Origin of the sequence: Phaeobacter sp. SYSU ZJ3003 (genome assembly GCF_041300735.1) — a bacterium.
Classification (GTDB): Bacteria; Pseudomonadota; Alphaproteobacteria; order Rhodobacterales; family Rhodobacteraceae; genus Phycobacter; species Phycobacter gallaeciensis_A.
Map to the genome: position 1 here is coordinate 70,402 of NZ_PXNU01000032.1, position 25,983 is coordinate 96,384.

Sequence of the window (25,983 nt, forward strand, 5' to 3'; positions counted from 1 at the left end):
GAATGTCTATTCCTCGATTCCAGCCAGTTGACGCAACATGCGCCGCAGGGTCTGTTCCTCTTCTGGGCTGAACCGGGCCGCCAACTGCTTGTCATAGCTTGCCGCCTGCCCGCGCAGGTCGCGATAAGCCGCCTCCCCCGCCGGGGTCAGCTTCAGGTGCTCTGACCGCCGGTCCGCCGTATCCCTGTTGCGGGTGATGAAGCGGCGCTCAGTTAGCTTGGCCACCGCGCGGCTGATCTTGGTCTTGTGGATCTTGGCGCGCTGACCGATCTCCTTGGCCGTCATGGTGCCATAGGTGCCAAGGTGGAACAGTACCCGCCATTCGTTGCGCAGCATCCCATAACGGTTCTTGTAATAGGACTGAAAGGCAAGCGAGCTTTCCTCGGCCGCACGGTTCAGAAGGAACGGCAGGAAATCCTGCAAAGCGAAATCATCTTTTTCGGTCATTTGCCCCTCCATACCCTTGTTAGTTACAAAATCAACTATTACCCCGGCAAGCGGAAAAGGAGGAACGCGCCATGAATCGACCCACAAATCCCCATGAGATGATCCAGGCCCCTTCGCTTGCTGGCCCGCACGAGGGCTATATGCCCGGCTTTGGCAACGACTATGAAACCGAGGCTCTGCCCGGCGCCCTGCCCCAGGGCATGAACAGCCCGCAGAAATGCAATTACGGCCTTTATGGTGAGCAGCTGAGCGGCACCGCTTTCACCGCCGAGCGCGTCGAGCGCACCTGGTGCTACCGCATCCGCCCTTCGGTGAAGCACTCGCACCGCTATGAAAAAATCGACCTGCCCTATTGGAAATCCGCGCCCTGTGTCGATCCCGATGTGACCTCGCTCGGTCAGTATCGCTGGGATCCAGTGGCCCACAGCGGCGAGCCGCTGACCTGGCTGACCGGCATGCGCACCATGACCACCGCAGGCGATGTGAATACGCAGGTCGGCATGGCCAGCCATGTCTATCTGGTCACAGAATCGATGAAAGACAGCTATTTCTTCTCGGCCGACAGTGAGCTCTTGGTCGTCCCGCAAGAGGGCCGTCTGCGCTTCTGCACCGAACTGGGCATCATCGATCTGGAGCCGAAGGAAATCGCCATCCTGCCGCGCGGCCTGCTGTATCGGGTCGAGGTTCTGGAAGGCCCCGCACGCGGTTTTGTATGCGAAAACTACGGTCAGAAGTTCGAACTGCCGGGCCGTGGCCCGATCGGCGCCAACTGCATGGCCAACCCGCGCGACTTCAAGGCACCCGTGGCCGCCTATGAGGACCGCGAGGTGCCCTCGACCGTGACCATCAAATGGTGCGGCCAGTTCCACGAGACCAAGATCGGCCATTCGCCGCTGGACGTGGTCGCCTGGCACGGCAACTATGCGCCAGTGAAATACGACCTGCGCACCTATTGCCCGGTCGGCGCCATCCTGTTCGATCACCCGGATCCCTCGATCTTCACCGTGCTCACCGCGCCCTCGGGCCAGCCGGGCACCGCCAATATCGATTTCGTGCTGTTCCGCGAACGCTGGATGGTGGCCGAGAACACCTTCCGCCCGCCGTGGTATCACAAGAACATCATGTCCGAGCTGATGGGCAACATCTACGGCCAGTATGATGCCAAGCCGCAGGGTTTCATCCCCGGCGGTATGAGCCTCCATAACATGATGCTGCCGCATGGGCCGGACAAGAATGCCTTTGAGGGCGCGTCGAACTCGAACCTCGGCCCGGAGAAGCTGGAGAACACCATGTCATTCATGTTCGAAACCCGCTTCCCGCAGCACCTGACCGAATTCGCCGCCAAGGAGGCGCCGCTGCAGGACGATTACATCGACTGCTGGTCCGACATCGAAAAGAAATTCGACGGCACGCCGGGCCTGAAGTAAGCCTGTAGCCACAGCCGTTTTGCGCCAGGGTGATCCCGGCGCCTGCACATAACGTTTTGGGAGACACCATGCCCCTTTTGAAATCCTGGGTCGCCTCGGCCAATTCCGCCGACACGCCCTTTCCGCTGAACAACCTGCCCTACGGCGTCTTCTCCGTCGGTGACGAAGACCCGCGCTGCGGCGTCGCCATCGGCGACATGATCCTTGATATGCAGGCCGCCGAAGAGGCTGGCCTCGTCGACCTGACCGATTACGCCCTGTTCGAGGTCCCCTTCTGGAACGACCTGATGGAAGAAGGTCCGGCCGTCTGGACCGCCCTGCGCAACCGTCTGACCGCGCTCCTGTCCGAAGGCGCCGCCGAGCAGGCCAAAGTCGAACCGCTGTTGGTGCCGCAGGCCGAGGCGCAGATGCATATGCCCTTCATGGTCAGCGAATACACCGACTTTTACGCCGGCAAACATCACGCCATGAACGTCGGCACCATGTTCCGCGGCCCGGAAAACGCGCTGCCGCCGAACTGGCTGCACATCCCGATCGGCTATAATGGCCGCGCCTCCTCGGTCGTGGTGTCCGGCACCGATGTGCGCCGCCCCTGGGGCCAGCTGAAAGGCCCGAATGACGACGCCCCCCGCTGGGCGCCCTGCGCGCGTTTCGACATCGAGCTGGAAATGGGTGCCATCGTCGGCGTCCCCTCCGAAGGTCCGATCACGGTGCAGGAAGCGGACGACAATATCTTTGGCTACGTGCTGCTGAACGACTGGTCGGCGCGCGATATCCAGGCCTGGGAATACCAGCCGCTTGGCCCGTTTCAGGCCAAGGCAACCGCCACCACCGTCAGCCCCTGGATCGTGACCAAGGCGGCGCTGGAGCCTTTCCGCTGCGACACGCCCGCGCGCGAAGTTGAGCTCCTCGATCACCTCAAGGACTGCGGACCGATGCTCTATGACATCGATCTGGAGGTGACCATGGCGCCAGAGGGCAAGGACGCCAGCACCATCGTGCGCACCAACTACAAGGAAATGTACTATTCCGCCGCGCAGCAGCTGGCCCATCACACCACCTCGGGCTGCCCGATGAACGCGGGTGACCTGCTAGGTTCCGGCACCATCTCGGGCGAGACCAAGGAAAGCCGCGGCTCGCTTCTGGAACTCAGCTGGGGCGGCAAGGAGCCGGTCACGCTGGAAACCGGCGAGGAACGCTCCTTTATCGTCGATGGCGACACGCTGACGCTGAAAGGCGCGGCCAAGGGGGATGGCTACACCATCGGGTTCGGCGAATGTGCGGGCAAGATCCTGCCCGCGCTGGACGATCCCTATAAGCGCTAGACCGTGATCGCCCTCGATCATATCCAGATTGCCATCCCCAAGGATGGAGAGGCCAAGGCCCGCGCCTTTTGGTGTGAGGGCCTTGGTCTGGCCGAGATCGAAAAGCCGGAGGCGCTGAAAGTGCGCGGCGGCCTGTGGCTGTCTCTGGCCGGATCCGAACTGCATCTGGGCGTGGAAGAGGGGTTCACCCCTGCGCGCAAAGCTCATCCGGGCTTTGCCGTAGACGACATAGACACCATTGCTGCGCGGATCACGGCCACCGGCCAATCACCGCGCTGGGATGACACCATAGAAAGCCGACGCCGGTTCTTCGCCGAAGATCCATTCGGCAACCGGCTTGAGTTTCTGCAAAAGGACTAAACACATGGCAAAGGCATTCGCGTCGCAAGGCGACATGACGGAAAAGAAGATCAGCTTCACCGAAGTGGGCGAGGGCCTTTATGCCTTCACCGCCGAGGGCGATCCAAACTCGGGCGTGATCATCGGCGATGACTCGGTGATGATCGTCGAGGCGCAGGCCACCCCGCGTCTGGCGAACAAGGTGATCGAATGCGTGCGTTCAGTGACGGACAAGCCGATCACCCATGTCGCGCTGACCCACTATCACGCGGTGCGGGTTCTGGGCGCCTCCGCCTTTGGTGCGCAGCAGATCATCATGGGCGATGCTGCCCGCGCCATGGTCGTTGAACGCGGACAGGAAGACTGGGACAGCGAATTCCAGCGATTCCCGCGCCTATTCGAAGGTCACGAAAGCATCCCGGGCCTGACCTATCCCACCACCACATTCTCGGAAGACATGACCGTCTATCTGGGCAACCGCCGCGTCGACCTGATGCACCTGGGCCGCGCCCATACCGCAGGCGACATCGTGATCCACGTGCCGGATCAGAACGTCATGTTCACTGGCGATATCGTGGAATACCACTCAGCCTGCTATTGCGGCGACGGTCACTTCAGCGACTGGGGTGATACGCTGGATGCGATCAAATCCTTTGACGTCGACGCCATCGCGCCGGGTCGCGGGGATGCGCTGGTCGGCAAGGAAATGGTCAACGCGGCCATCGAGAACACCCGCGACTTCGTCGAAAGCACCTATCGCCCCGCCGCCCGCGTGGCTGCCCGCAACGGCACCCTGAAAGAGGCCTGGGACGCGGTGCGCGAAGAGTGCGATCCCAAGTTTAAAGACTACGCGATCTACGAGCACTGCCTGCCCTTCAACGTCGCCCGCGCCTATGACGAGGCCCGCGGTATCGACACCCCCCGCATCTGGACCGCCCAGCGCGATCTGGAAATGTGGGACGCCCTGCAGGGGTAAGCGGCATTCCGCAATCGCTCCAGTGGAGCGATTGGGCTGCGAACGGGCGGAGCCCCGGGTTCCATCCAACCTGTGGGGCGGTTTGATCCAGATCGTACCGCCCCGCACAAAGACATGAGACGATGACAACAGCCCCCCGGCCAACACCATGGCCGGGAACCGGAGAAGCTGTGCCAAGCGGCACCCTTTGGGAGGACACCAGATGAACAAGATCTTTGAAGTGCCCCTGTACCCGTATGAACGTCATGCGGATCAGGACGCCCCGGCGCCGGTGAGGCGCAAGGTGGTGATCATTGGCGCAGGCCCGGTCGGCCTTGCCGCAGCCATCGACCTGGCCCAGCAGGGCATCGAGGCGGTGATCCTGGATGACAATGACAAGGTCAGCTTCGGCTCGCGCGCGATCTGTTTCGCCAAACGGCCGCTGGAGATCCTCGACCGGTTGGGCTGCGGTCAGCCGATGGTGGACAAGGGCGTGCAGTGGAACATCGGCAAGGTCTTCTTCGATGATCGTCAGGTCTATGAATTCAACCTGCTGCCGGAGGAAGGCCACAAGCGCCCGGCCTTCATCAACCTGCAACAGTATTACTTCGAAGAGTACCTGGTGAACCGGGTCAAGGAATTGCAAGCCGAAGGCGCCCCGATCGAGATCCGCGGTCGCAACAAGGTCTCCGCCATCGGCACCCACCCCGATCACGTGACGCTGGAAATCGACACGCCCGAAGGCTCTTACAATATCGAGGCAGACTGGCTGATCGCCTGCGATGGCGCCGGCTCTCCGACCCGGCAGATGCTGGGGCTCGATTTCGTGGGCCGCGTGTTCGAGGACAACTTCCTGATCGCCGATGTGATCATGGACGCAGACTTCCCCACCGAACGCTGGTTCTGGTTCGACCCGCCCTTCAACAAGGGCCAGTCGGCGCTGTTGCACAAACAGCCTGATGGCGTCTGGCGCATCGACCTGCAGCTGGGCTGGGACATCGACAAGGAGCGCGAAAAGCGCCCCGAGAACGTCATTCCCCGCCTCAAGGAAATGCTGGGCGAGGATGTGAAATTCGAACTGGAATGGGTGTCGATCTACACCTTCCAGTGCCGCCGCATGGAGAACTTCCGCCATGGCCGCGTGTTGTTTGCGGGCGATGCAGCGCATCAGGTCTCTCCCTTCGGGGCGCGCGGTGCCAACTCGGGTCTGCAGGACACCGATAACCTGTGCTGGAAGCTGAAACTGGTGATGGAGGGCAAGGCCCCCGAAAGCCTGCTCGACAGCTATGATCAGGAACGGGTCTATGGCGCCGATGAGAATATCCTGAACTCCAGCCGCTCCACCGATTTCATTACCCCGAAGTCGGAAATGTCCCGCGTGCTGCGCGATGCGGTTCTGGACCTCAGCGAACATTTCGAATTCGCCCGCCCGCTGGTGAACTCGGGCCGCCTGTCGGTGCCTTGCACCTATGACGGATCGCACCTGAATTCCGCCGATGCGCTGCCAGACGGGCCGGAGCGCACCCGCCCCGGATCGCCCTGCCCCGATGCGCCGCTTGGTGATGAGTTCCTGCTGCCGAAACTGGCGGACAAGTTCACCCTGCTGACCATCGACGCCGAGGCCCCCGACATGATCGAGGAGGACGGCATCGAAGTCACCCGGCTGGCGCTGTCGGTCAAGGACGACCGCACCCTCGCCCTGAAGGAACGTTACCTCGGCGACAATGCCAGCGGCGTTTACCTGATCCGCCCGGATCAGCACGTGGCCGCCCGCCGCCCCTCCTATGACGACAACCAGTTCCGCGCCGCCATCCGCCGCGCCGTGGGCAAGGAGTAACACGGATGTCCGACCAACTGATCCTGACCCCGAACATCGACGGCGCAGACGATTTCTACGCCGATCTTCTGGCCGCACACGAAGGCCTTTCCAAGGCCGACAGCGACGCGCTCAATGCGCGGCTGGTGCTGGTCCTGTCCAACCACATTGGGAAACGCGCGATCCTGAAACAGGCGCTGGCTGCCGCCGCGCTTCAGCCTTCGGAGGAGAGCAAGTGAAAATCGAGAAAATCCACCACGTCGCCTATCGGTGCAAGGACGCCAAGGAAACGGTGGAGTGGTACAACAAGATGCTGAAGATGGACTTTGTCCTGGCCATTGCCGAGGATCACGTCCCGTCCACACATGAACCCGACCCTTACATGCATGTCTTCATGGATGCGGGCGACGGCAATGTCCTGGCGTTCTTCGAACTGCCCACCAAGCCCGAGATGGGCCGCGATCCGAACACCCCGGAATGGGTGCAGCACATCGCCTTCAAGGTGAAGGACCGCGACACGCTGATCGAATTCAAGGACCATCTTGAGGCCAACGGTGTCGAGGTGCTGGGTGTGACGGATCATTCGATCTTCCACTCGATCTATTTCTTCGACCCGAACGGCCACCGGGTGGAACTGGCCTGCCCAGATCCCAAGGAAGAGGCGCTGCTGGAAAAACTGGACGCGGTGAAATGGGAGATGCTGGAGGAATGGTCCAAGACCAAGAAGGCCCCCAAACACGCAGACTGGCTGCACGCCAAGGAACTGAGTAACGTCTGAACAACAGACCGAAACACAAAGACCGCATCCGGGGATCCCGGGTGCGGTTTCATATCAGGCAGGCACAAGAGGGAGAGACTGATGACGGATGTGGTGCTTTTTGATTACTGGCGGTCTTCGGCCAGCTACCGGCTGCGCATCGCGCTGAACCTTGCCGGAATCGAATACCAGTCCATCCCCGTCGATCTGGTAAAGGGAGAGCAACGCAGCCCCGAACATCTGGCGCGCAACCCGCAGGGCTTTGTGCCGGTGCTGGAGATCGACGGGCTGCGGCTGACGCAATCCTTGGCAATCCTGGATTATCTGGACCAGACCCGCGCGTTGAACCTGCTCCCGAAAGAGCCTGCCAAGCGGGCACAGGCGCTGGCGCTGGCGCAATCCATCGCGGTGGACCTGCACCCGGTCTGCAACCTCGCCGTTGCCCGCCATGCCACGCAGCTCAGCGGCGGACGCGAGGATATGCCCAAGGCCTGGATGCAGCATTTCATCCGCCCCGGATTGCAGGCGTTCGAGGCGCTGCTGTCGGGGTTTGAACAGGCCCCCTATTGCACTGGTGATGCGCCGGGGCTGGCTGATATCTGCCTGATGCCGCAGGTCTACAATGCCCGCCGCTGGGAAGCGGATATCTCGGACATGCCACGCCTTTTGGCGGTCGAGGAAGCCTGCGCCCAGCATCCAGCCTTTGCTGCCGCCCACCCGGACGCGGTGCAACCCACCGCTTGACCCCGGCGCGCCGCTTCCCCTTACTGTCGGCAACGACAATGGGGAGCGCAGCATGAGCAAACACGGATATGACAGCGGGCGGCTGAACCTGCCTTTCGTCGGCATCTGCACCTTTGGCAAATACCCTTACGTGGAAGACTGGGACGCCATCGATGCGGATGCGGCCGTTCTGGGGGCGCCGTTCGATTTCGGTGCCCAGTGGCGGTCGGGTGCACGCATGGGGCCGCGCGCCATCCGCGAAGCCTCGACCCTGTTCAGCTTTGGTCATGCGGGCGCCTATGATTTCGAGGATGACATCACCTATCTGGACCCGGCCAAGGTGACCATCGTAGACATTGGCGATGCGGATATCATCCATACCGATACCCTGCAGAGCCACGCCAATATCGAATACGGCGTGCGTAAGATCCTGAAGGCCGGTGCCCTGCCGGTGGTGCTGGGCGGCGATCACTCGGTGAATATCCCCTGCATCAACGCCTTTGACGATCAGGAGCCGATCCACGTGGTGCAGATCGACGCGCATCTCGATTTCGTCGACGAGCGTCACGGGGTACGCTATGGCCATGGCAACCCGATGCGCCGCGCCGCTGAAAAACCCTATGTCACCGGGCTGACCCAGATCGGCATCCGCAACGTCTCCTCCACCGCCAAGGACGGCTATGATGCCGCCCGCTCAATGGGGTCGGACATCCAGTCGGTCCGCCATGTGCGCAAGATGGGCACCGAGGCGCTGATCAACCGCATCCCGCAAGGAGAGCGCTATTATCTGACGGTAGATATCGACGCCTTCGACCCCTCAATCGCACCGGGCACCGGCACTCCCAGCCACGGCGGGTTTCTCTATTACGAGGTGTTGGAGATCATCGACGCGCTGGCGCAGCGGGGCGATATCGTCGGGCTTGATCTGGTGGAGGTGGCGCCGGATTACGATACCACCGGCTGCACATCCATTTTGGCGGCGCAACTGCTGATGAACACCATCGGGCGCATCCTGCACCACCGCGATTGAACCTGCTTCGGCGGCTTTATTCTGCGGCGCTTTTGAGGCTGGCCATCAGAGTGTGGAACTTCTCGCCCTGCACCGCGACGTGATCGCGCAGGGCGTTGGCAGCGGCTTCGCCGTCGCCCCGGACCAGCGCCTGCACCACGGCCTTGTGTTCATCCATGGACTGCGCCAGACGCCCGCGAAACCGCAGCTGCTGGCGGCGAAAGGGCTTCAGGCGTTTGTGCAACTTGCAGGCTTCCTGCTCCAGAAACCCATTGCCGGATTCGCGGTAGAGGATGCGGTGGAAACGCTCGTTCTCCACGTAATAGGCATCCGAATCCTGTGCATCGACCGCTGCCTGGCATTTAGCATTGGCATCGTTCAACTCATCCAGCGCCTGATCCGAAATCCGCTTGGCCGCCAGCCGTCCACAGACCGCTTCCAGCTCGGCCATGACTTCGAACATTTCCATCAGTTCGACCGGGCCGGGCTGACGTACAAAGGCGCCGCGTCGCGGGATCAGCTGTACCAGACCAGAGAGCGCAAGCCGCTGAAATGCCTCACGAAGCGGCGTGCGTGAAACGCCGAACTGTTCGGCCAGGCGCACCTCGTCCAAGCGGTCGCCATCCGCAAATGTGCCGTCAAAGATCAGCTCTTCCAGCTCTTCAGCGATACTATCTGCACGACGTTGCCCCATGGATTGTCAGTAGCACTCCGGTTTTGAAAATTCAACATGACTATTCTTGTATACAAAAATATTGACTTGAAAAACACCTGATGTTTACGTTCGGGCATCTCCAGCCATCAAAGGTTGGAATTTCTGGGAGGAAAAAATGAAAACCATGCTGAAAGCTGCGGTCGCTGCCGCGGCGCTCTTGTCGTCGGCCGCGCTGGCCAATGCCACCGAACTGCGCCTGTCGCACCAGTGGTCGAACAAGGACATCCGCCACAAGGTCGCGCAGATCGTCGCCGATGAGGTGGCCGCCGCCGATGTCGATCTGGACATCAAGATCTTCGGCTCCAAATCGCTGTTCAAACCGCGCGAGCAGTATAAACCGCTCAGCCGCGGCCAGCTGGACATGACCGTTCTACCGCTCAGCTATGCTGGCGGCCAGCAGCCCGCCTATAACCTGACGCTGATGCCCGGCCTGGTGAAGAACCACGACCACGCCGCGCGGCTCAGCAACTCGCCCTTCATGGAAGCGCTTGAGGCCAAGATGGCCGACGACGACGTGATGGTTCTGGTGCACGGCTATCTGGCCGGCGGTTTCGCAGGCAAGGACAAGTGCATCACCAAACCCTCCGACATCGAAGGACTGCAGACCCGCGCGGCCGGCAAAGCCTTCGAACAGATGTTGGCTGGGGCCGGTGCCTCCATCGCCTCGATGGCGTCCTCGGAAATCTACAACGCCATGCAAACCGGCGTTCTGCAGGCTGCTAATACCTCGTCATCGTCCTTCGTGTCCTACCGGATCTACGAACAGGTCAGCTGCTACACCCCGGCGGGCGACGTAGCCCTGTGGTTCATGTATCAGCCTCTGTTGATGAACAAGAGCACCTTTGAGGGTCTGAGCGAAGCACAGCAAAACGCGCTGCTGGCCGCTGCCGAAAAGGCCGAAGCCTATTACCTGGAAGAAGCCAAGAAACAGGACGCCGCCTCGGCCAAGGTCTTTGCCGACGCCGGTGTGGAAATCGCCCAGATGAGCGCCGATGACTTCGACGCATGGCGCAAGCTGGCCATGGAAACCTCCTACAAGAAATTTGTGGATGAGGTTTCGGACGGTCAGGCGCTTCTCGATCTGGCGCTCGCAGTCGAGTGATAACACCCGGCGGGGCGGCCTGAAGCTGCCCCGCCTTTTTTGAATATCTCAGAACTTCAGGAGGCGGGAATGGCAGGACAAAGTGCGGCCACGATCGCAAAAACCGGGAACAATCCGTTCCTGCGGGCCGTTGCGGGCCTGTCCACACTTGCCGGCTGGTGCGCGGCTGCCATGATCATGGCAGCGGTTGCGATTACCTGCCAGATGATCGTGATCCGGTTTGTGCTGAACGGATCCACTGTCTGGCAGACCGAGGCGGTGATCTATCTGGTCATCTCGGCAACCCTGATCGGCCTACCCTATGTGCAGCGGCTGCGCGGCCATGTGAACGTCGATCTGATCCCGATTTCGTTGCCGCCGCGCGCGCGGTTTGGACTGGCGGTTCTGACCTCACTCCTGTCGATCAGCATCATGGCGATAATGCTGTGGTACGGGTTCGAGTACTGGCATTTCGCCTGGGATCGCGGCTGGCGCTCGGACACCGTATGGGGCGTGCGCCTGTGGATCCCCTATCTGGCCATTCCCGTCGGGTTTGCCTTGTTCCTGCTGCAACTGATTGCTGACTTCGTGGCGCTTCTGACCGGCGCCGACAAACCCTTTGGCCTGGATCTCTGACTTATGGACCCACTTGTTCTTGGGGGCATTGTTGCCCTTTCCACAATCCTCGTGCTGTTTTCCGGCGTCTCGGTCGCCCTGGGGCTGCTAATCGTTTCGGCCGGTTTCTTGATGATCTTTGACGGGATGCGCAGCCTTGAGCTGATGCCGGAAATCCTGTTCGGGAAACTGGATAATTTCGCCCTGTTGTCGATCCCGATGTTCATCATCATGGGGTCCTCCATCGCCTCGACCCGGGCTGGAGCGGATCTTTATGAGGCGCTGGAACGCTGGCTGACCCGCATTCCCGGCGGGCTGGTGATTTCGAACCTTGGTGCCTGCGCGCTGTTTGCTGCCATGTCGGGATCCTCGCCTGCGACCTGCGCCGCCATCGGCAAGATGGGCATCCCCGAGATGCGCAAACGCGGCTACCCCGAAGGCGTGGCCGCAGGCTCCATCGCGGCGGGCGGCACTCTTGGCATCCTGATCCCGCCCTCGGTCACCATGATCGTCTATGGCATTGCCACCGAAACCTCGATCGGGCGGCTGTTCCTGGCCGGTGTCATTCCAGGTCTCATGCTGGTGGGTCTGTTCATGGCCTGGTCGCTCTATTCAACCTGGCGCTCGGGCGACACCGAGCGTCTTGGCTCGGGCAGCTATACCTGGGCCGAACGGTTCGAGATCCTGCCCCGCGTGGTGCCCTTCCTGCTGATCATCCTTGGCGTTCTATATGCCATGTATGGCGGCATCGCGACGCCTTCGGAAACCGCCGCCGTCGGAGCGCTGTTGTGCCTGCTGATAGCGATGGTGATCTACAAGCTGTGGAACCCGCGCGATTTGTGGGTGGTGCTGCGCGACAGCACCAAGGAATCGGTGATGATCCTCTTCATCATCGCCGCCGCCGGGGTGTTCTCCTACATGCTCAGCTCGCTCTTCATCACCCAGTCGATTGCCGAATGGATCGGTACGCTGGATGTGAACCGCTGGGTGCTGATGGGGGCGGTCAACGTCTTCCTGCTGATCGCGGGATTCTTCCTGCCGCCCGTCGCGGTGATCCTGATGGCGGCACCGATCCTGCTGCCGATCATCACCACCGCAGGTTTCGACCCGATCTGGTTTGCCGTGGTGCTGACCATCAACATGGAGATCGGGCTGATCTCTCCGCCGGTGGGTCTGAACCTTTACGTCATCAACGGCATCGCGCCGGACATTTCGCTGAAGACCATCCTCACCGGCTCGCTGCCCTTCGTGGCCTGCATGGTGCTGGCCATCGTACTTCTGTGCCTGTTCCCCGGTCTGGCGACGTGGCTGCCCAACCTTGTGATGGGAGGTGCAATGTGACCCTTCTCGCAGATCTTCTTTCCACCGTCTTTGAACGCCGCTACCGCTGGTCGGGCGCGGCGGGACAGGACAACCGGCCCATCGCCGAACTGGCCGAAGATCTGGTTGGATCGGCAGGCGAGACGTCTGAGCTGATGCTGGCGCGCGAGGTGATTTCGGGGTTCGAGCAACTGGAGGACGCGGACAAACTGGCGTTCTTCACCCATATCGCCACCAAGCTGAACATCGACCCCGAGGCGGTGCGCAGCGGGTTGGATGCCTATGAGCAAAGCCCGTCAAAGGCGACCTACCGCGCCTTCATGGCTGCGGTCGAACCCAGGCGGCAGGAGTTGATCCGCCGCCTGAACCGGGTGCCGGGCGCCACCGGTGCGCTGGTGCGGATGCGCGCGGATCTGTTGCGCCTTGGGCGGGGCATTCCCGAACTTGAAGCACTGGATCAGGATTTCCGGCATCTCTTTGCCTCCTGGTTTAACCGAGGCTTTCTGGTGCTGCGCCCGATCAACTGGCAAAGCCCGGCGAACATTCTGGAGAAGATCATCGCCTACGAGGCCGTGCACGCCATTCACAGCTGGGACGATCTGCGCCGCAGGCTGCAACCGGCGGACCGGCGCTGTTTTGCCTTTTTCCACCCTGCGATGCCGGATGAGCCGCTGATCTTTGTCGAGGTGGCGCTGACCAAGGGCACACCGGGATCCATTCAGGCGCTTTTGGCCGAGGATCGCACCCCCATGACGGCGGACGAAGCTGATACGGCGGTTTTTTACTCGATCTCCAACTGCCAGTCGGGGCTGGCCAGTATTTCCTTTGGCAACTCCCTGATCAAACAGGTGGCTGCTGATCTGGCGGCGGAACTGGCGGGGCTCAAAACCTTTGTTACCCTCTCCCCCATTCCGGGGCTTGCGGGCTGGATCGAAAAGGAAGGTTTTGATTGGGATCCAACCGATGCGGACCGGATGAAATCGGACGCCGCCCATTATCTGCTTAACGCCAAAGGGCGCGGTGGCCTGCCCTTTGATCCCGTCGCACGGTTTCATCTGGGCAACGGCGCCATTGTCCATGCGGTGCACGCCGATGCGGATACCTCGGACAAGGGGCGTGCCCAGTCCGGCGGCGCGATGGTCAACTACCTGTATGACCTGAAGAAAGTTGCCCAGAACCACGAACAATTCGCCACCACCCAAAAGGTGGCCGCAACGGCAGAGGTGCGCGCCCTCGCCGCCGCATCAAAGCTGCAAAAAACAGAAGAAAGTTAGCCCATGGCAAATCCTCTTTATGACGGGCTGTTTGGTGCCCATGCCGGAAAATCCACCCCGTTTCTGTATTTGCCCGACGGGCAGGTGGTCAGCCATCAGGCATTTCTTGAGATGGCCGCGCAGATCGCCCATGTCCTGACCGGCAAAGGGCTGCAACCCGGCGACCGCGTTGCCGTTCAGGTGGAAAAATCCCCGGAGGCGCTGGCCCTATATGCGGCCTGTGCGCAGGCCGGTCTGGTGTTCCTGCCGCTCAACACGGCTTATACGGCGGATGAGCTGTCCTATTTCATCGAAAACAGCGGCGCCTCGGTCGTGGTCTGCGATACCGGGAAGGAGGCGACCGTCGCCCCCATCACCAAACCTCTCGGCGCGGCGCTGGAGACACTGAACGCAGATGGCTCTGGCACCCTGATGGACCAGGCGGCGGCGATGCCGACTTCCTATGACACGGTCGACCGGGAAAGCGAGGATCTGGCGGCCTTCCTTTATACCTCTGGCACCACGGGGCGTTCCAAAGGGGCGATGCTGACGCAGAACAACCTGCTGTCAAACGCGGAAACGCTGGCGGCCGAGTGGCGGTTCACCCCGGATGATGTGCTGCTGCACGCGCTGCCGATCTTTCATACCCACGGGCTGTTTGTCGCCAGCAATGTGACGCTGCTGGCGGGGGGCGCGATGATCTTCCTGCCGAAATTCGACCTTGATGCGGTGATCGAGAACCTGCCGCGCGCGACCACGATGATGGGGGTGCCAACCTTCTATACCCGGCTTCTGAGCGATGCGCGGTTCACCGGAGATCTGACCCGGCATATGCGGCTGTTCGTGTCCGGTTCTGCGCCCTTGCTGGCGGAGACCCACGTGCAATTCGAAGAACGCACCGGCCACCGTATTCTTGAACGCTATGGCATGACTGAAACCAACATGAACACCTCCAACCCCTATGAAGGCGAGCGCCGCGCGGGCACCGTCGGCTTCCCGCTGCCGGGGGTGGAGCTGAAGATCACCGATCCGGCGTCGGGCGACCCCCTGCCCGCAGGCGAGGTTGGCCAGATCGAGGTGCGCGGTCCCAACGTCTTCAAGGGCTACTGGCAGATGCCAGAGAAGACAGCAGCCGAATTGCGCAGCGATGGGTTCTTCATCACCGGCGACCTCGGGATGGTGGACGCGGACGGCTATGTGCATATCGTCGGCCGCAACAAGGACCTGATCATTTCCGGCGGCTACAACATCTACCCCAAGGAAATCGAACTGGTGCTGGATGAACAGCCCGGCGTGCTGGAAAGCGCGGTCATTGGCGTACCGCACCCGGATTTTGGCGAAACCGTGCTGGGCGTTCTGGTCCCGGCGCCGGGCGAAACCCCCGACACGGATGCGATCATGGACGCGGTGCGTGACGTTCTGGCCCGGTTCAAACACCCGCGCAAACTGGTGGTGCTGGATGAGTTGCCCCGAAATACCATGGGCAAGGTGCAGAAAAACATCCTGAGAGAGCAGTACCAGGACGCCTTCAAGGCTTCCTGACGCCACGGAAGATGGCCCGGATATGCGCCCCAATCTTGCGGGGTTGTCGGGCAGAATCAGATCTTCTGCAACGCACCCCGGCCGCGCCAACGGCGCCGGGGTGTTGTTCTTTTTGACGATCTCAGATGGCGCTTTTCAACAGAAAATAACGGCTCCCGGGCCTGCTCACGACATCGTCAGCCCGGCCTCAGCCGCGGATTTTGGTACATAAAATTCTAAAAACTTCAATCATATACCACCGCCGCAAGGCCGGTTGGCAGTGAAAGATTATTAATTGGGCAGACTATGTCCGTCTTGACGAAATGTTCACCTGAACGCAAAGTGAATTCATATGAGCGTTACAAAGACAGAATAATGCGCCTCATGTGAGTGATTGAACTCATACGGAATCAATAACGGGGAATTGCTGCGGACAGGCTGATCTGCCGTGGCCTCAGGAGATGAACATGAAACTCAAATCCATTCTTTCGGCGACCACCGCATTTGCCATGGTCGGCACAACCGCATTCGCCGAGAAGGCCGAAGTGCAATTCTGGCACGCCATGGGCGGTCAGCTGGGCGAGATCGTCGACAAATTCGCTTCCGAATACAACGCCGGTTCTGACAGCTGCCACATCAACGCTGTCTACAAAGGCAACTACACCGAGAACATGACCGCCGCTATTGCTGCTTTCCGCGCAGGCGAGCAGCCCCACGTTGTGCAGGTCTTCGAAGTTGGCACCGCCACCATGATGGCCGCCGGTGACAAGGGCGCGATCTACCCGGTCTACAAGCTGATGGAAGACGCAGGCGTCGATTTTGATCCCTCTGCCTACCTGCCTGCCGTGATCTCCTACTACACCGACACCGACAACAACCTGCTGTCGCTGCCGTTTAACTCCTCTACCCCGGTTCTGTGGTACAACAAGACCGCGCTGGACGCTGCCGGTGTTGACGTTCCCACCACCTGGGACGAAGTCGAAGAAGCCGCCCGCGCCCTGAAGGCAAACGGCGTTGAAAAGCCCTTCTCCTTTGGCTGGCAGTCCTGGTCGAACATCGAAAACTACTCGGCATGGCACAACCTGCCCATGGGTACCGAGGAAAACGGCTTTGCCTCGTTGAAAACCGAGTTCAGCTTCAACAACGACGCGGTTGTGAACCACATCCAGCGTATCGCCGACATGGGCAAAGAAGGCCTGTTCGCATACGGCGGCCGTCGCGGTGACAGCCGTGGTCAGTTCGTGAACGGCGAAACCGCGCTGTGGATCAACTCCTCGGCCTATTACGGTGGCTTCAAGAAAGACATCACCGATTTCGAATTCGGCCAGACCATGCTGCCGGTTGACACCGCAGTGGCGGACAAGCCGCAGAACTCGATCATCGGCGGTGCAACCCTGTGGGTTCTGAACGGTCACGAGCAAGCGGAATACAGCTGTGTCGCCGACTTCTTCCAGTTCGTTTCTGCCCCCGAGCAGCAGGCCTACTGGCACCAGAACACCGGTTATGTTCCGATCACCACCGCGGCCTACGATCTGTCCAAGGAACAGGGTTTCTATGAATCCGATCCGCTGACCGACACCGCGATCAAGCAGCTGTCCCTGAACGCACCGACACCGGCCTCCAAAGGCGTCCGTTTCGGTAACTTCGTGCAGGTGCGTGACATCATCAACGAAGAGCTGGAAGCCGTGTGGGCAGGCGACAAAGACGCCAAGACCGCCCTGGACGAAGCTGTAGAGCGCGGCAATGCCCTGCTGCGCAAGTTTGAAAAAGCCAACGACTGATCATCCCCACATGTTGGCTATAGGGAGGTCCCTGGCGGGGCCTCCCCTTTTTGAAAAAGACCACCCCAAAGGTTCCTGCCCGTGCAAAAGCGTGTCGTCTTCCGCTCCCGGTTGCTGCCATACCTGCTGGTACTGCCGCAAATCGCGATCACCATCGCCTTCTTCTTCTGGCCCTCCTATCAGGCGCTTGAAAGTTCGTTCTTCATCGAAGACGCCTTTGGGTTTTCCCGTGAATGGGTCTGGCTGGACAACTATTACGAACTGTTCAGCGATCCCGGCTACCTGAAGTCCTTCCGCACGACGCTGCTGTTCGGTTTCTCGGTTGCCTTCCTCGCCATGGCCATCTCGCTGATCCTGGCGGTTGCCGCCAACCGCGTGATCAAGGCCGCGACCGGATACCGGACCCTGCTGATCTGGCCCTACGCCGTCGCGCCCGCCCTTGCCGGTGTGATCTGGTACTTCCTGATGAACCCCTCGCTTGGCATCGTTGCCTACTGGCTGAAAGGGATCGGGATCGAATGGAACCACTATGTGAACGGTGATCAGGCCCTGTTGCTCGTCGTGGTGGCCGCCGCCTGGAAACAGGTCAGCTACAACTTCCTGTTCTTCCTTGCCGGGCTGCAAAGCATTCCCAAGTCCCTGATCGAGGCAGCCGCCATCGACCGGGCCGGGCCGGTGCGCCGCTTCTGGTCGATCACCTTCCCGCTTTTGACGCCCACTACCTTCTTCCTGCTGGTCGTCAACCTCGTCTATGCCTTCTTTGACACCTTCGCCCTGATCCACGCCACCACCGAAGGTGGCCCTGCAGACGCCACCTCGATCCTGGTGTTCCGCGTCTACAACACTGGCTTTATTGGTCAGGACTACGGATCGTCGGCTGCTCAGTCGGTGATCCTGATGGGCATGGTGATCCTGATGACCTTCATCCAATTCCGTTACGTCGAGCGCAAGGTGCAATACTGATGGTCGAAAATCGCCCCATTCTGACGTTCTTTACCCATGCCATCCTGATCGCCGGCGTCCTGTTCCTTTGCTTTCCGGTCTGGATGGCGCTGGTTGCCTCGACCCACGGTCCGGGCGCACTGTCGCAATCGCCGATCCCGCTGTGGTTCGGGGATCAGGCCTGGGAAAACTATTCCCAGCTTCTGGCCGGTGGCCTGCCCGAGGCGGGCGGTGTGCCAATCGGCATGATGATGTTCAACAGCCTGATCATGGCGCTGGTCATCACCTTCGGTAAGATCTTCATCTCGATCCTGTCGGCCTATGCCATCGTCTATTTCCGCTTCCCCTTCCGCATGGGCTTTTTCTGGATGATCTTCGTCACCCTGATGCTCCCCGTCGAAGTGCGGATCCTGCCCACATTCGATGTAGTGGTGAAGATGGGTCTTCTGAACACCTACGCGGGCCTCACCGTGCCGCTGATTGCCTCGGCCACGGCAACCTTCCTGTTCCGCCAGTTCTTCCTGACCATCCCGGATGAGCTGGTCGAGGCCGCCCGCATCGACCGCGCAGGTCCGATCCGTTTCTTCAAGGACATTCTGCTACCGCTGTCGCGCACCAATATCGCGGCGCTCTTCATCATTCTCTTCATCTACGGCTGGAACCAGTATCTCTGGCCGCTTCTGATCACCACCGACGAAAGCCTCTACACCGTCGTCATGGGCATCCAGCGCATGGTCAACTCGGGCGAGTCGCTGCCGGTCTGGCACTACATCATGGGCACCGCCGTCCTTGCCATGATCCCTCCGGTTCTGGTCGTCGTTCTAATGCAAAAGCTCTTTGTCAAAGGGCTGGTCGAAAGCGAGAAATAAATGGCTACTCTCAACATCAAATCCCTGGGCAAGACCTATCCCGGCGGCGTTACTGCCGTATCCGATGTGAACGCGGATATTGCCGACGGAGAGTTCATCGTGCTGGTCGGCCCGTCGGGCTGCGGCAAGTCCACCATCCTGCGGATGATTGCGGGCCTGGAAAGCATCACCGCAGGTGATCTGAGCATCGGTGAGCGCCGTGTGAACGATCTGGAACCGGGTGAGCGTGACATCGCGATGGTGTTCCAGAACTACGCGCTTTATCCGCATATGTCGGTGCGCGGCAACATGGAGTACGGCCTCAAGAACGAAGGCCTGCCGAAGGACCAGATCGCCGAACGCATCGCCGAGGCCGCCCGCACCCTGCGGCTTGAGGAATATCTCGACCGCAAACCGGCGCAGCTCTCGGGTGGTCAGCGCCAGCGGGTCGCCATGGGCCGCGCCATCGTGCGCGATCCCAAGGTGTTCCTGTTCGACGAACCGCTGTCGAACCTCGATGCCAAGCTGCGCACCCAGCTGCGCGCCGAGCTGAAGGCCCTGCACCAGCGCCTTGGCGCCACCTTCATCTACGTGACCCACGATCAAGTCGAAGCCATGAGCCTTGCGGACCGGATCATCATCATGAACGCGGGCAAGGTGGAGCAGATCGGCACGCCGATGGATCTCTACCTGCGTCCTGCCAGCCGGTTTGTTGCCGATTTCATCGGCAGTCCCGCGATGAACGTGGTCGAAGGCACCGTCACCGAGGATCGCCGCAGCCTGCTGGTTGATGGCAGCCGCGACATCCGCTTTGCCGATGAGATCCCCACAATGGCAGGCGCCAAGATCGCCATGGGCATCCGCCCCGAGCATCTGTCGCTTGATGCCTCGGGCGCAGCGCAGTTCCATCTGGAAGTCGATTTCGTCGAACAGCTGGGCGCAGATACCGTGGTCCACGGCAAGGTCTCCGGCACCTCGGTCCCGCTGGCCGTGCGCCTGCCCGGCGTGCAGCAGCATGACAGCGGCGAGACGCTGGAACTGGGCTGTGGCGCCGATCAGCTACACCTGTTCGATCTGGCCTCTGGCAAACGACTGGCCTGAGGACGGATCATGCAGTTGCCCAAGATATTCGGACATCGCGGCGCCCCGGATGTTCTCCCCGAGAACTCTCTGGACGGGTTCGCGCATACCATCGCCTCCGGCGCGGATGGGATCGAGCTGGATGTGCTGTTGACCAGCGACGGCGTGCCCGTCGTCACCCACAATCACCATCTTCTGGCCGACACCACCCGCGACAGCGCGGGTGTGTTCCTGTCAGAGGAAGGCCCGGCCATCGGCGCGCTGACCTACGAGGAGCTTTGCGCTTTTGACGTGGGCGGTATTCGTCCGGGTTCGGAGTACGCGAAGAAGCACCCGCAGCAGCAGGACCTGCCCGGCGCCCGTGTGCCCCGCCTGTCCGAGGTGCTGGATCTGGTGGCCAAGGCCGACCGTCCCGTCGATGTTCTGGTCGAGCTGAAGCACGACCCCGAAGACGCCGCAGAACCCGCGCCCGAGGATTTCGTGCGCGCTGCGGTCGATGTCATCACCGCCACGGGAACCCAGGATCACTGCCTGATCCATGCGTTTGACTGGCAGATCCTGTCGGCGGCTAAACGCGTAGCACCGCAGTTCCGCCGCTCGCACCTGTCGATGAGCCGCGAAATCCACGCCTCTGGCAACCTCTACGACGGCTCGCCCTGGCTGGACGGCGCCCCTGCCGATCCAGAGGCGATGCTGCGCCATCTTGCCGACACCGGCGCGACTGTCTGGAGCCCGCTGTTCTGGGAATTGACGCCTGCCCATCGGGAGCTGGCCCGGAGCCTTGGCCTGCAGGTCATGGTCTGGACCATGCGCGGCGCAGATGCGATCCGCAAAGGTCTGCTGGCGGATGTGGACGGGGTGATCACCGACGATCCTGCACTAGCCGTGCGCCTGCGCAAAGAGCTGTCGGAAGCCGGGGAATTGGCATCATGACCCCCGAAATGGCTTTCGCCAGATACGAGGAAATCCGCGCCCACCTGCCCGTCAGCAGCCACAAGGGGCAGGCCAAGCCCGTCTCGGGCATTGACCAGGTGATGGATCAGACCGACGCCTTCGTCTTTGACGCCTATGGGGTGCTCAACGTTGGCGACAGCCCGATCCCCGGCGCCCATGAACGGGTGCAGCAGTTGCGCAATAGCGGGAAATCGCTGCTGGTTCTGACCAATGCAGCGAGCTTTACCCGCACCCAGACAACTGAGAAATTCGCCCGTCTCGGCTTTGACTTTGCCCCGGAAGAGATCATTTCCAGCCGCGAGGTCTGCGAGACCTGCCTGACCGACATCGCCCCGGACGGCACCTGGGGCGTGATGGCGCCAGCCGGGTTCGAAGCCGCCGAATTGCCGGTGGCCGCCGTGGCGCTGGAGGATACGCCCGACACCTATGACGCCGCCGATGCCTTCCTGCTGCTCAGCACCTCGGACTGGACCGACGTGCGGCAGGAGATGCTGCGCGCCAGCCTGGCGCGCAATCCGCGCCCGCTGGTGGTGGCCAACCCGGATCTGGTCGCCCCGCGCGAAACCGGGCTGACGCTGGAACCGGGGTTCTACGCCGTCGCCCTGCGGGATCAGCTGGGTATTGCGCCGGTGTTCCACGGCAAGCCCTTCCCCTCGGTCTATGCTGCAGCGCAGGCCCGACTTGGTGACATAGCGCCGCAGAGGATCACCATGGTTGGCGACACCCTGCACACCGATGTGTTAGGGGCGCAGGCGCAGGGCTGGAACACCGCCCTGATCACAGCGCACGGGCTGTTCGCCGGTCACGATGTCACCGGCTACATCGAGCGCAGCGGAATTGTCCCGGACTGGATCGCGCCGTCGATCTGATCCAACAGTGGAAGACCTCGGACGGCGGCAACAGAAACGGAAGCCCGGATGAGCGACCTCAACGACCGTCAACGCCAGATCATGGAACAGCTGCGCGCTTCGGGCCAGCAATCCATCAACGAACTGGCTGCTGAATTCGGTGTCGCCACCCAGACCATCCGCCGCGATATCAACGATCTGTGCGATCAGGGGCTGGCGCGGCGGGTGCATGGCGGCGTGGCGCCGCCGTCCAATCCGCTGAACCTCAACTTTCACGCCCGCGCCACGCTGAACGAGGACCGCAAACGCGCCATCGCCAATGCCGCAGCGGCGCTGATCCCCGAAGGCTCGACCGTTCTTCTGGGCATCGGCACAACGGTCCAATACGTCGCCGAGGCGCTGACCCAGACCCCCGACATCACCATCGTCACCAACAATCTGGAAGTTGCCCGGCTGATGTGCAACGCGCCCTCCTGCGATGTGCACGTGGTAGCAGGGCAGCTGCGCCCTGAGGACCGCGATCTGGTTGGAGCACAGGCGTTGGAAGGCTACCGGAAGTTCGTCGCGGATTTCGGCGTGATCGGCGCCGGGGCGCTGGATCCCGAATACGGTATCCTCGATTTCAAACACTTCGACGCCGAGGTCAGCAACGCGATCCGCGCCAGCGCGCGGCGGATGCTGCTGGTGGCCGACCATACGAAATGGAGCCGCTCTGCCGCCCACCGCGTTGCGGGGTTCGATACGATGGATCATTTCATCACCGACCGCCTGCCCGAGGACGTCGATTGGTCCGGGCCGCCCGTGACGCTGGCCAGCGGGACAGGTCACAGCCGCACAGGCTGACGAAAACGGACAGCAACAAGTCGGAGAGGCCTCCCGGCGAACATGCAGGGCCGTCCTACCGGGACCGCAGATTTCAGAACGGGTTCAGAGCATCGGGCCAGCGCCGGGGATGTTCGGTAATCAACAGCAGCACGTCCGCCCCCTTCAGCGTCTTGCGCGCATCCTCGATCATGCGCAGGTTCAGCTTGTCGATGTCTGATGCTGACATGGGACGGCGAGGATCGTAGTAGACAGTCACCAGGAACGTACGGCCCAGTTTGGTCACCGACATGTCCTGCAATTCGCCGCCATCCTCGGCGATCGCGGACCGCAGGCTGCGCCGGGCGCTCGCGACATACTCCGGCCGCGCGCTCGCGCCGGCCAATTCGCCCAGCCCACCCCGGAATTCACGCACATAGGAACCGATGGCCAGCAGACAGAGCAAGAGTACAATCACTGAATCGCCAACCGGCGCAACCGGTGCCAGCGGGCCATCCCGGAACATATAGATGGCGCCCAGACCGGCACCCGCAGCAGCCGTGATCAGCCCGTCAAACATCGCGGCCTTTGCCTCAAGCCGCAGGATCGCGCTGCGCTTCCCCGTTCGACGCCAGGTAAAATGATGGAACCCCCACAGGATCGCGCAGACCAGCCCGATCCCTGCAAAGTAGATGATCATGGGGGCAAAATTCAGCGGCTCAGGCGTCATGCCACTGAGGTAGTTGTAAACGTTCTTGATCGCATTCGTGATGGCGAACAGGACCAGTCCCAGAAGGGACAGCGACCGGAAGGTGGAGAAGATCGCTTCGTCCGCAGCATAGCCATAGGGGCGCGCCTTGTCGGGGCCTGCATCAATGCGGCGGCTGATCCGCCGTCCAAGAAGCGCGGAACCGAATCCGATCAGGGAGAACAGACCGTCCATCATGATCGCGTTGGAGTTCGATAGCACACCCGCCACCAACCCTGCTGCGGCCATGAACAGGTTGCCCCACATGGCCACGCCCAGCGAACGGCTTTCAAGGCGCTTTGTGTTATCGCCGTTCTGCGTAGCCATATCGCGCTTTCCCAATGTGACACCCGTTTCGCTGCATCCCTATCCTGCCATCGAATGTCTGCCAACACCCGCAAGGCATGCCTGCCTTCCGCGCAACCATAGAAAAAGGCGGCCCCTCAGAGCCGCCTTTTCATTTTCGCTTCAGACCAAGGTCAGTCGCCACTGCCCTCGCCGCTCAGCGTGCTCGGAGCAAAGACATTGCCAAAGCCGGAGTTGTTGCTGTCCTCCGTCGCGGGCGCCTTGCTTTCTTCCTCCTCGCCGCCGCCAGTCAGGGCATTGGGGCTGAAGACTCCGCCAAAGCCGGAGTTGTTACCAGAGGGCGCTGCCTGAGGTTTCGGCGCGGTTTCGGCCTCTTCCGCCGCCTTGCGGGCCGCTTCTTCGGCGCGGCGCTGGCGTAGTTCCTGGATGCGCAGCTCGGTCTCGATGCGCTTTTGCTCCTGCACATCGGCAATACATTGCGCGGGGCTGTAGACCGTGGCGGTGCCGACAACGACAACCGTAGCGCAGGCCAGAACCACCAGGACCACCGCCGCCCAGTTCGAGCTGAGAAAACCCGGAACGCGGAACTTGCCGCTTTCCAGCTCTTCGACCGTAGCGCCCTTGCGGGCCGTGGCCACCAGTTCCTTGTGGCGGATGTTCGCCTCGTTGAACAGCGCGGCAAAGACGGTCAGCACCACGATGATAAAGGCCAGGGCCGAGATCGCAGGCGTGATGCCATAACGGACCTTTTGGGCCAGTTCGATGGTCAGCGTCGGATATTCGCCAAAGGTGAAGGTGGTGGTGTTGTAGTTCTCGAAACTGGCGAGAAAGGCCAGAACCGCAGCCGAGGCAATCGCCGGCTTCATGAACGGGAGCAGCACCTTGCGGAAGGCCTGCGCATGGGTGGCGCCAAGGTCCAGCGCCGCCTCGGTCAGGGCCACGTCATAGCGTTGCAAGCGTGCCACCAGCACCAGCATACAATAGCTGGCGATAAAGGTCGACTGACCGATCACCGTCAGGAACAGCCCGTTTGACAGGAAGCTGTCGGCGCCAAGACCCACCATGCGGTTGATCCGGTCCCAGAACACCAGCGTCGAAATACCGATGACAACGCCGGGGATCAGGATCGGCGCGATGATGATGGTGTAGTATGTGGCGCGCAGCTTGGGCCAGATCTGGGTCAGCATCAGTGCCCCGGCAAGCCCCATCGCCACCGACAGTACCACCGTGCCCGCCCCTACCAGAATCGAGTTCTTGATCCCGTTGAGGATACGCTCGTCCTGAAACAAGGCCGAGAACCATTCGAAGGTCAGGCATTCCCAGGGCGTGGCCCGCGGGAATTCGGGGCTGTTGAAGGCGGTGACCGACATGATCACCAAGGGGCCCAGCAGATAAGCAAAGAAGATCGCCAGATAGATCCAGAGGCTGGCGCGCATCAAGGAGAAGGACTTCATTTGCCGATATCCCCCATGTTGACCTTGAACAGGCGCATGATCGCCAACACCAGCAGGATACAGGTCACCAGCAGCACCACCGCATAGGCCGCGCCCTGTGGCCAGTCACTGTTGTCATTGAACTGTTGATAGATCAGCTGCGTAAACCAGAGCGACGATGGGCCACCCAGGATTTGCGGCGCCGCCAGCGCCCCTGCCGACAGCATAAAGACCATGGTGCAGCCCGAGGAAATGCCCGGTTTGGCATAGGGGATGACCACGCGGCGGTGGATCATCGGCCAGCTGGCCCCCATGTCCCGCGCCGCCTCGATCTGGTTGCGGTCAAGGCTTTCGATCACGTTGTAGATCGGAAAGATCATCAACAGGATGTAGGCATAGCCAAGCCCGGCATAGAGCGCGATATCGTTGCGAATGAAATCAAAGGGTGTGTCGAAAATCCCCAGCCCCACCAATGCGTTGTTCAGTACCCCGGTTTCGCCAAAGATGATGCGCAGGGCAAAGGCGCGCAGGATCTCATTGATCCAGTAGGGAATGATCAGCATCAGCGCAAAGATGCGGATGTGATTGCCCTTGGTCTGCGCCAGATAATAGGCAATCGGATAGCACAGGATCAGGTTGAACAGGGTCACGAATACGGCTGCGATCAGGGTCCGGTAGAACACCCGCAGATCGACTGCGTTATAGTCCTGACTGCCGCCCTCGGGGCCGTAGATCAGGTATTTGTAGTTCTCGACAGTATAGACATCCTTAGGTCCGCCGATTTCCGGCGGTGGCAGGTTGGGCCGGAACGAGAAGTCGAGCATCGACAGCTGCGGCAGGATGATGAGGCCCACGGTCCAGAACAGGACCAGACCCAGCATCAAAGACCCCATGCCGACGCCGTTGCGGTTGAAGAATTCCCTCAGAAAACGAGGCATC

Annotated in this window: 26 protein-coding genes; 21 read left to right on the plus strand and 5 right to left on the minus strand. The window is 61.2% G+C overall.

Features of this window, described 5'->3' with window-relative positions; translation table 11 throughout:
* Nucleotides 1-6 precede the first annotated feature (6 nt).
* Nucleotides 7-447, minus strand: coding sequence for a MarR family winged helix-turn-helix transcriptional regulator (locus C6W91_RS12995; protein WP_065273598.1), 441 nt, complete (start codon nucleotides 445-447; stop codon nucleotides 7-9).
* Nucleotides 448-518: 71 nt separating this feature from the next.
* Between C6W91_RS12995 and hmgA the strand changes: the two genes are divergently transcribed.
* The 9 genes from hmgA to speB all read left to right on the plus strand — a co-directional run bounded on the left by hmgA (nucleotide 519) and on the right by speB (nucleotide 8,819).
* The gene (hmgA, locus tag C6W91_RS13000; protein WP_065271577.1) at nucleotides 519-1,874 is read left to right on the plus strand and encodes a homogentisate 1,2-dioxygenase; all 1,356 of its coding nucleotides are present in this window, start codon (nucleotides 519-521) and stop codon (nucleotides 1,872-1,874) included.
* A 68-nt stretch (nucleotides 1,875-1,942) separates the two neighbouring features.
* Nucleotides 1,943-3,199, plus strand: a complete 1,257-nt coding sequence (gene fahA / locus C6W91_RS13005; RefSeq protein ID WP_065273599.1) for a fumarylacetoacetase — start codon at nucleotides 1,943-1,945, stop codon at nucleotides 3,197-3,199.
* Between the two features lie 3 nt (nucleotides 3,200-3,202).
* Nucleotides 3,203-3,559, plus strand: coding sequence for a VOC family protein (locus C6W91_RS13010; protein ID WP_065271578.1), 357 nt, complete (start codon nucleotides 3,203-3,205; stop codon nucleotides 3,557-3,559).
* A 4-nt stretch (nucleotides 3,560-3,563) separates the two neighbouring features.
* Nucleotides 3,564-4,514 carry an MBL fold metallo-hydrolase gene (locus C6W91_RS13015; RefSeq protein WP_065271579.1) on the plus strand — a complete coding sequence of 317 codons (951 nt, stop codon included), beginning with the start codon at nucleotides 3,564-3,566 and terminating at the stop codon, nucleotides 4,512-4,514.
* Nucleotides 4,515-4,716: 202 nt separating this feature from the next.
* On the plus strand, nucleotides 4,717-6,330 hold the full coding sequence (locus C6W91_RS13020) for an FAD-dependent oxidoreductase (RefSeq protein WP_274839987.1): 1,614 nt from the start codon (nucleotides 4,717-4,719) through the stop codon (nucleotides 6,328-6,330).
* Nucleotides 6,331-6,335: 5 nt separating this feature from the next.
* Nucleotides 6,336-6,548 (plus strand): DUF2783 domain-containing protein, encoded by a 213-nt coding sequence (locus tag C6W91_RS13025; protein WP_065271581.1) that lies wholly within the window; start codon nucleotides 6,336-6,338, stop codon nucleotides 6,546-6,548.
* Entirely contained in the window at nucleotides 6,545-7,087 is a 543-nt protein-coding gene (locus C6W91_RS13030; RefSeq protein WP_274833316.1) for a VOC family protein, read from the plus strand. The genes C6W91_RS13025 and C6W91_RS13030 overlap by 4 nt, the downstream gene beginning before the upstream one ends.
* A gap of 81 nt (nucleotides 7,088-7,168) precedes the next feature.
* A complete protein-coding gene (maiA, locus tag C6W91_RS13035) occupies nucleotides 7,169-7,810 on the plus strand; it encodes a maleylacetoacetate isomerase (RefSeq protein WP_274839988.1) in 642 nt (213 codons plus the stop codon).
* Between the two features lie 52 nt (nucleotides 7,811-7,862).
* Nucleotides 7,863-8,819 carry an agmatinase gene (gene speB, locus C6W91_RS13040; protein ID WP_065271584.1) on the plus strand — a complete coding sequence of 319 codons (957 nt, stop codon included), beginning with the start codon at nucleotides 7,863-7,865 and terminating at the stop codon, nucleotides 8,817-8,819.
* Nucleotides 8,820-8,835: 16 nt separating this feature from the next.
* Here the strand turns inward: speB and C6W91_RS13045 are convergent, their stop codons facing one another.
* The gene (locus C6W91_RS13045; RefSeq protein WP_065271585.1) at nucleotides 8,836-9,492 is read right to left on the minus strand and encodes a GntR family transcriptional regulator; all 657 of its coding nucleotides are present in this window, start codon (nucleotides 9,490-9,492) and stop codon (nucleotides 8,836-8,838) included.
* A gap of 136 nt (nucleotides 9,493-9,628) precedes the next feature.
* Between C6W91_RS13045 and dctP the strand changes: the two genes are divergently transcribed.
* The 12 genes from dctP to C6W91_RS13105 all read left to right on the plus strand — a co-directional run bounded on the left by dctP (nucleotide 9,629) and on the right by C6W91_RS13105 (nucleotide 22,599).
* Complete coding sequence (gene dctP, locus C6W91_RS13050) at nucleotides 9,629-10,615, plus strand: TRAP transporter substrate-binding protein DctP (protein WP_065271586.1); 987 nt, start codon at nucleotides 9,629-9,631, stop codon at nucleotides 10,613-10,615.
* 69 nt (nucleotides 10,616-10,684) lie between these two features.
* Nucleotides 10,685-11,230 (plus strand): TRAP transporter small permease, encoded by a 546-nt coding sequence (locus tag C6W91_RS13055; protein ID WP_065271587.1) that lies wholly within the window; start codon nucleotides 10,685-10,687, stop codon nucleotides 11,228-11,230.
* Between the two features lie 3 nt (nucleotides 11,231-11,233).
* Nucleotides 11,234-12,550, plus strand: coding sequence for a TRAP transporter large permease (locus C6W91_RS13060; protein ID WP_065271588.1), 1,317 nt, complete (start codon nucleotides 11,234-11,236; stop codon nucleotides 12,548-12,550).
* Complete coding sequence (locus C6W91_RS13065; RefSeq protein ID WP_065271589.1) at nucleotides 12,547-13,803, plus strand: malonyl-CoA decarboxylase; 1,257 nt, start codon at nucleotides 12,547-12,549, stop codon at nucleotides 13,801-13,803. The genes C6W91_RS13060 and C6W91_RS13065 overlap by 4 nt, the downstream gene beginning before the upstream one ends.
* A 3-nt stretch (nucleotides 13,804-13,806) precedes the next feature.
* Entirely contained in the window at nucleotides 13,807-15,324 is a 1,518-nt protein-coding gene (locus tag C6W91_RS13070; protein ID WP_274839989.1) for a malonyl-CoA synthase, read from the plus strand.
* Nucleotides 15,325-15,770: 446 nt separating this feature from the next.
* A complete protein-coding gene (gene ugpB, locus C6W91_RS13075) occupies nucleotides 15,771-17,084 on the plus strand; it encodes a sn-glycerol-3-phosphate ABC transporter substrate-binding protein UgpB (RefSeq protein WP_065273600.1) in 1,314 nt (437 codons plus the stop codon).
* 81 nt (nucleotides 17,085-17,165) lie between these two features.
* The gene (gene ugpA, locus C6W91_RS13080; RefSeq protein WP_065271591.1) at nucleotides 17,166-18,047 is read left to right on the plus strand and encodes a sn-glycerol-3-phosphate ABC transporter permease UgpA; all 882 of its coding nucleotides are present in this window, start codon (nucleotides 17,166-17,168) and stop codon (nucleotides 18,045-18,047) included.
* Nucleotides 18,047-18,895: a sn-glycerol-3-phosphate ABC transporter permease UgpE gene (gene ugpE / locus C6W91_RS13085; RefSeq protein WP_274830339.1), complete on the plus strand. Its 849-nt coding sequence runs from the start codon at nucleotides 18,047-18,049 to the stop codon at nucleotides 18,893-18,895. Before ugpA ends, ugpE begins: the two co-directional genes overlap by 1 nt.
* Nucleotides 18,896-19,975: a sn-glycerol-3-phosphate import ATP-binding protein UgpC gene (locus C6W91_RS13090; RefSeq protein WP_065271593.1), complete on the plus strand. Its 1,080-nt coding sequence runs from the start codon at nucleotides 18,896-18,898 to the stop codon at nucleotides 19,973-19,975.
* A 9-nt stretch (nucleotides 19,976-19,984) separates the two neighbouring features.
* Nucleotides 19,985-20,887, plus strand: coding sequence for a glycerophosphodiester phosphodiesterase family protein (locus C6W91_RS13095; protein ID WP_065271594.1), 903 nt, complete (start codon nucleotides 19,985-19,987; stop codon nucleotides 20,885-20,887).
* Nucleotides 20,884-21,777 (plus strand): TIGR01459 family HAD-type hydrolase, encoded by an 894-nt coding sequence (locus C6W91_RS13100; protein ID WP_065271595.1) that lies wholly within the window; start codon nucleotides 20,884-20,886, stop codon nucleotides 21,775-21,777. The genes C6W91_RS13095 and C6W91_RS13100 overlap by 4 nt, the downstream gene beginning before the upstream one ends.
* A 48-nt stretch (nucleotides 21,778-21,825) precedes the next feature.
* Nucleotides 21,826-22,599, plus strand: coding sequence for a DeoR/GlpR family DNA-binding transcription regulator (locus C6W91_RS13105; RefSeq protein WP_065271596.1), 774 nt, complete (start codon nucleotides 21,826-21,828; stop codon nucleotides 22,597-22,599).
* A gap of 73 nt (nucleotides 22,600-22,672) precedes the next feature.
* Here C6W91_RS13105 and C6W91_RS13110 read toward each other — a convergent pair whose 3' ends face one another.
* The 3 genes from C6W91_RS13110 to C6W91_RS13120 all read right to left on the minus strand — a co-directional run bounded on the left by C6W91_RS13110 (nucleotide 22,673) and on the right by C6W91_RS13120 (nucleotide 25,982).
* Complete coding sequence (locus C6W91_RS13110; RefSeq protein ID WP_065271597.1) at nucleotides 22,673-23,632, minus strand: cation transporter; 960 nt, start codon at nucleotides 23,630-23,632, stop codon at nucleotides 22,673-22,675.
* A gap of 152 nt (nucleotides 23,633-23,784) precedes the next feature.
* Nucleotides 23,785-25,065, minus strand: coding sequence for an ABC transporter permease (locus C6W91_RS13115; protein WP_274839990.1), 1,281 nt, complete (start codon nucleotides 25,063-25,065; stop codon nucleotides 23,785-23,787).
* Nucleotides 25,062-25,982, minus strand: coding sequence for an ABC transporter permease (locus tag C6W91_RS13120; protein ID WP_065271599.1), 921 nt, complete (start codon nucleotides 25,980-25,982; stop codon nucleotides 25,062-25,064). The genes C6W91_RS13115 and C6W91_RS13120 overlap by 4 nt, the downstream gene beginning before the upstream one ends.
* Nucleotide 25,983: the final 1 nt, after the last annotated feature.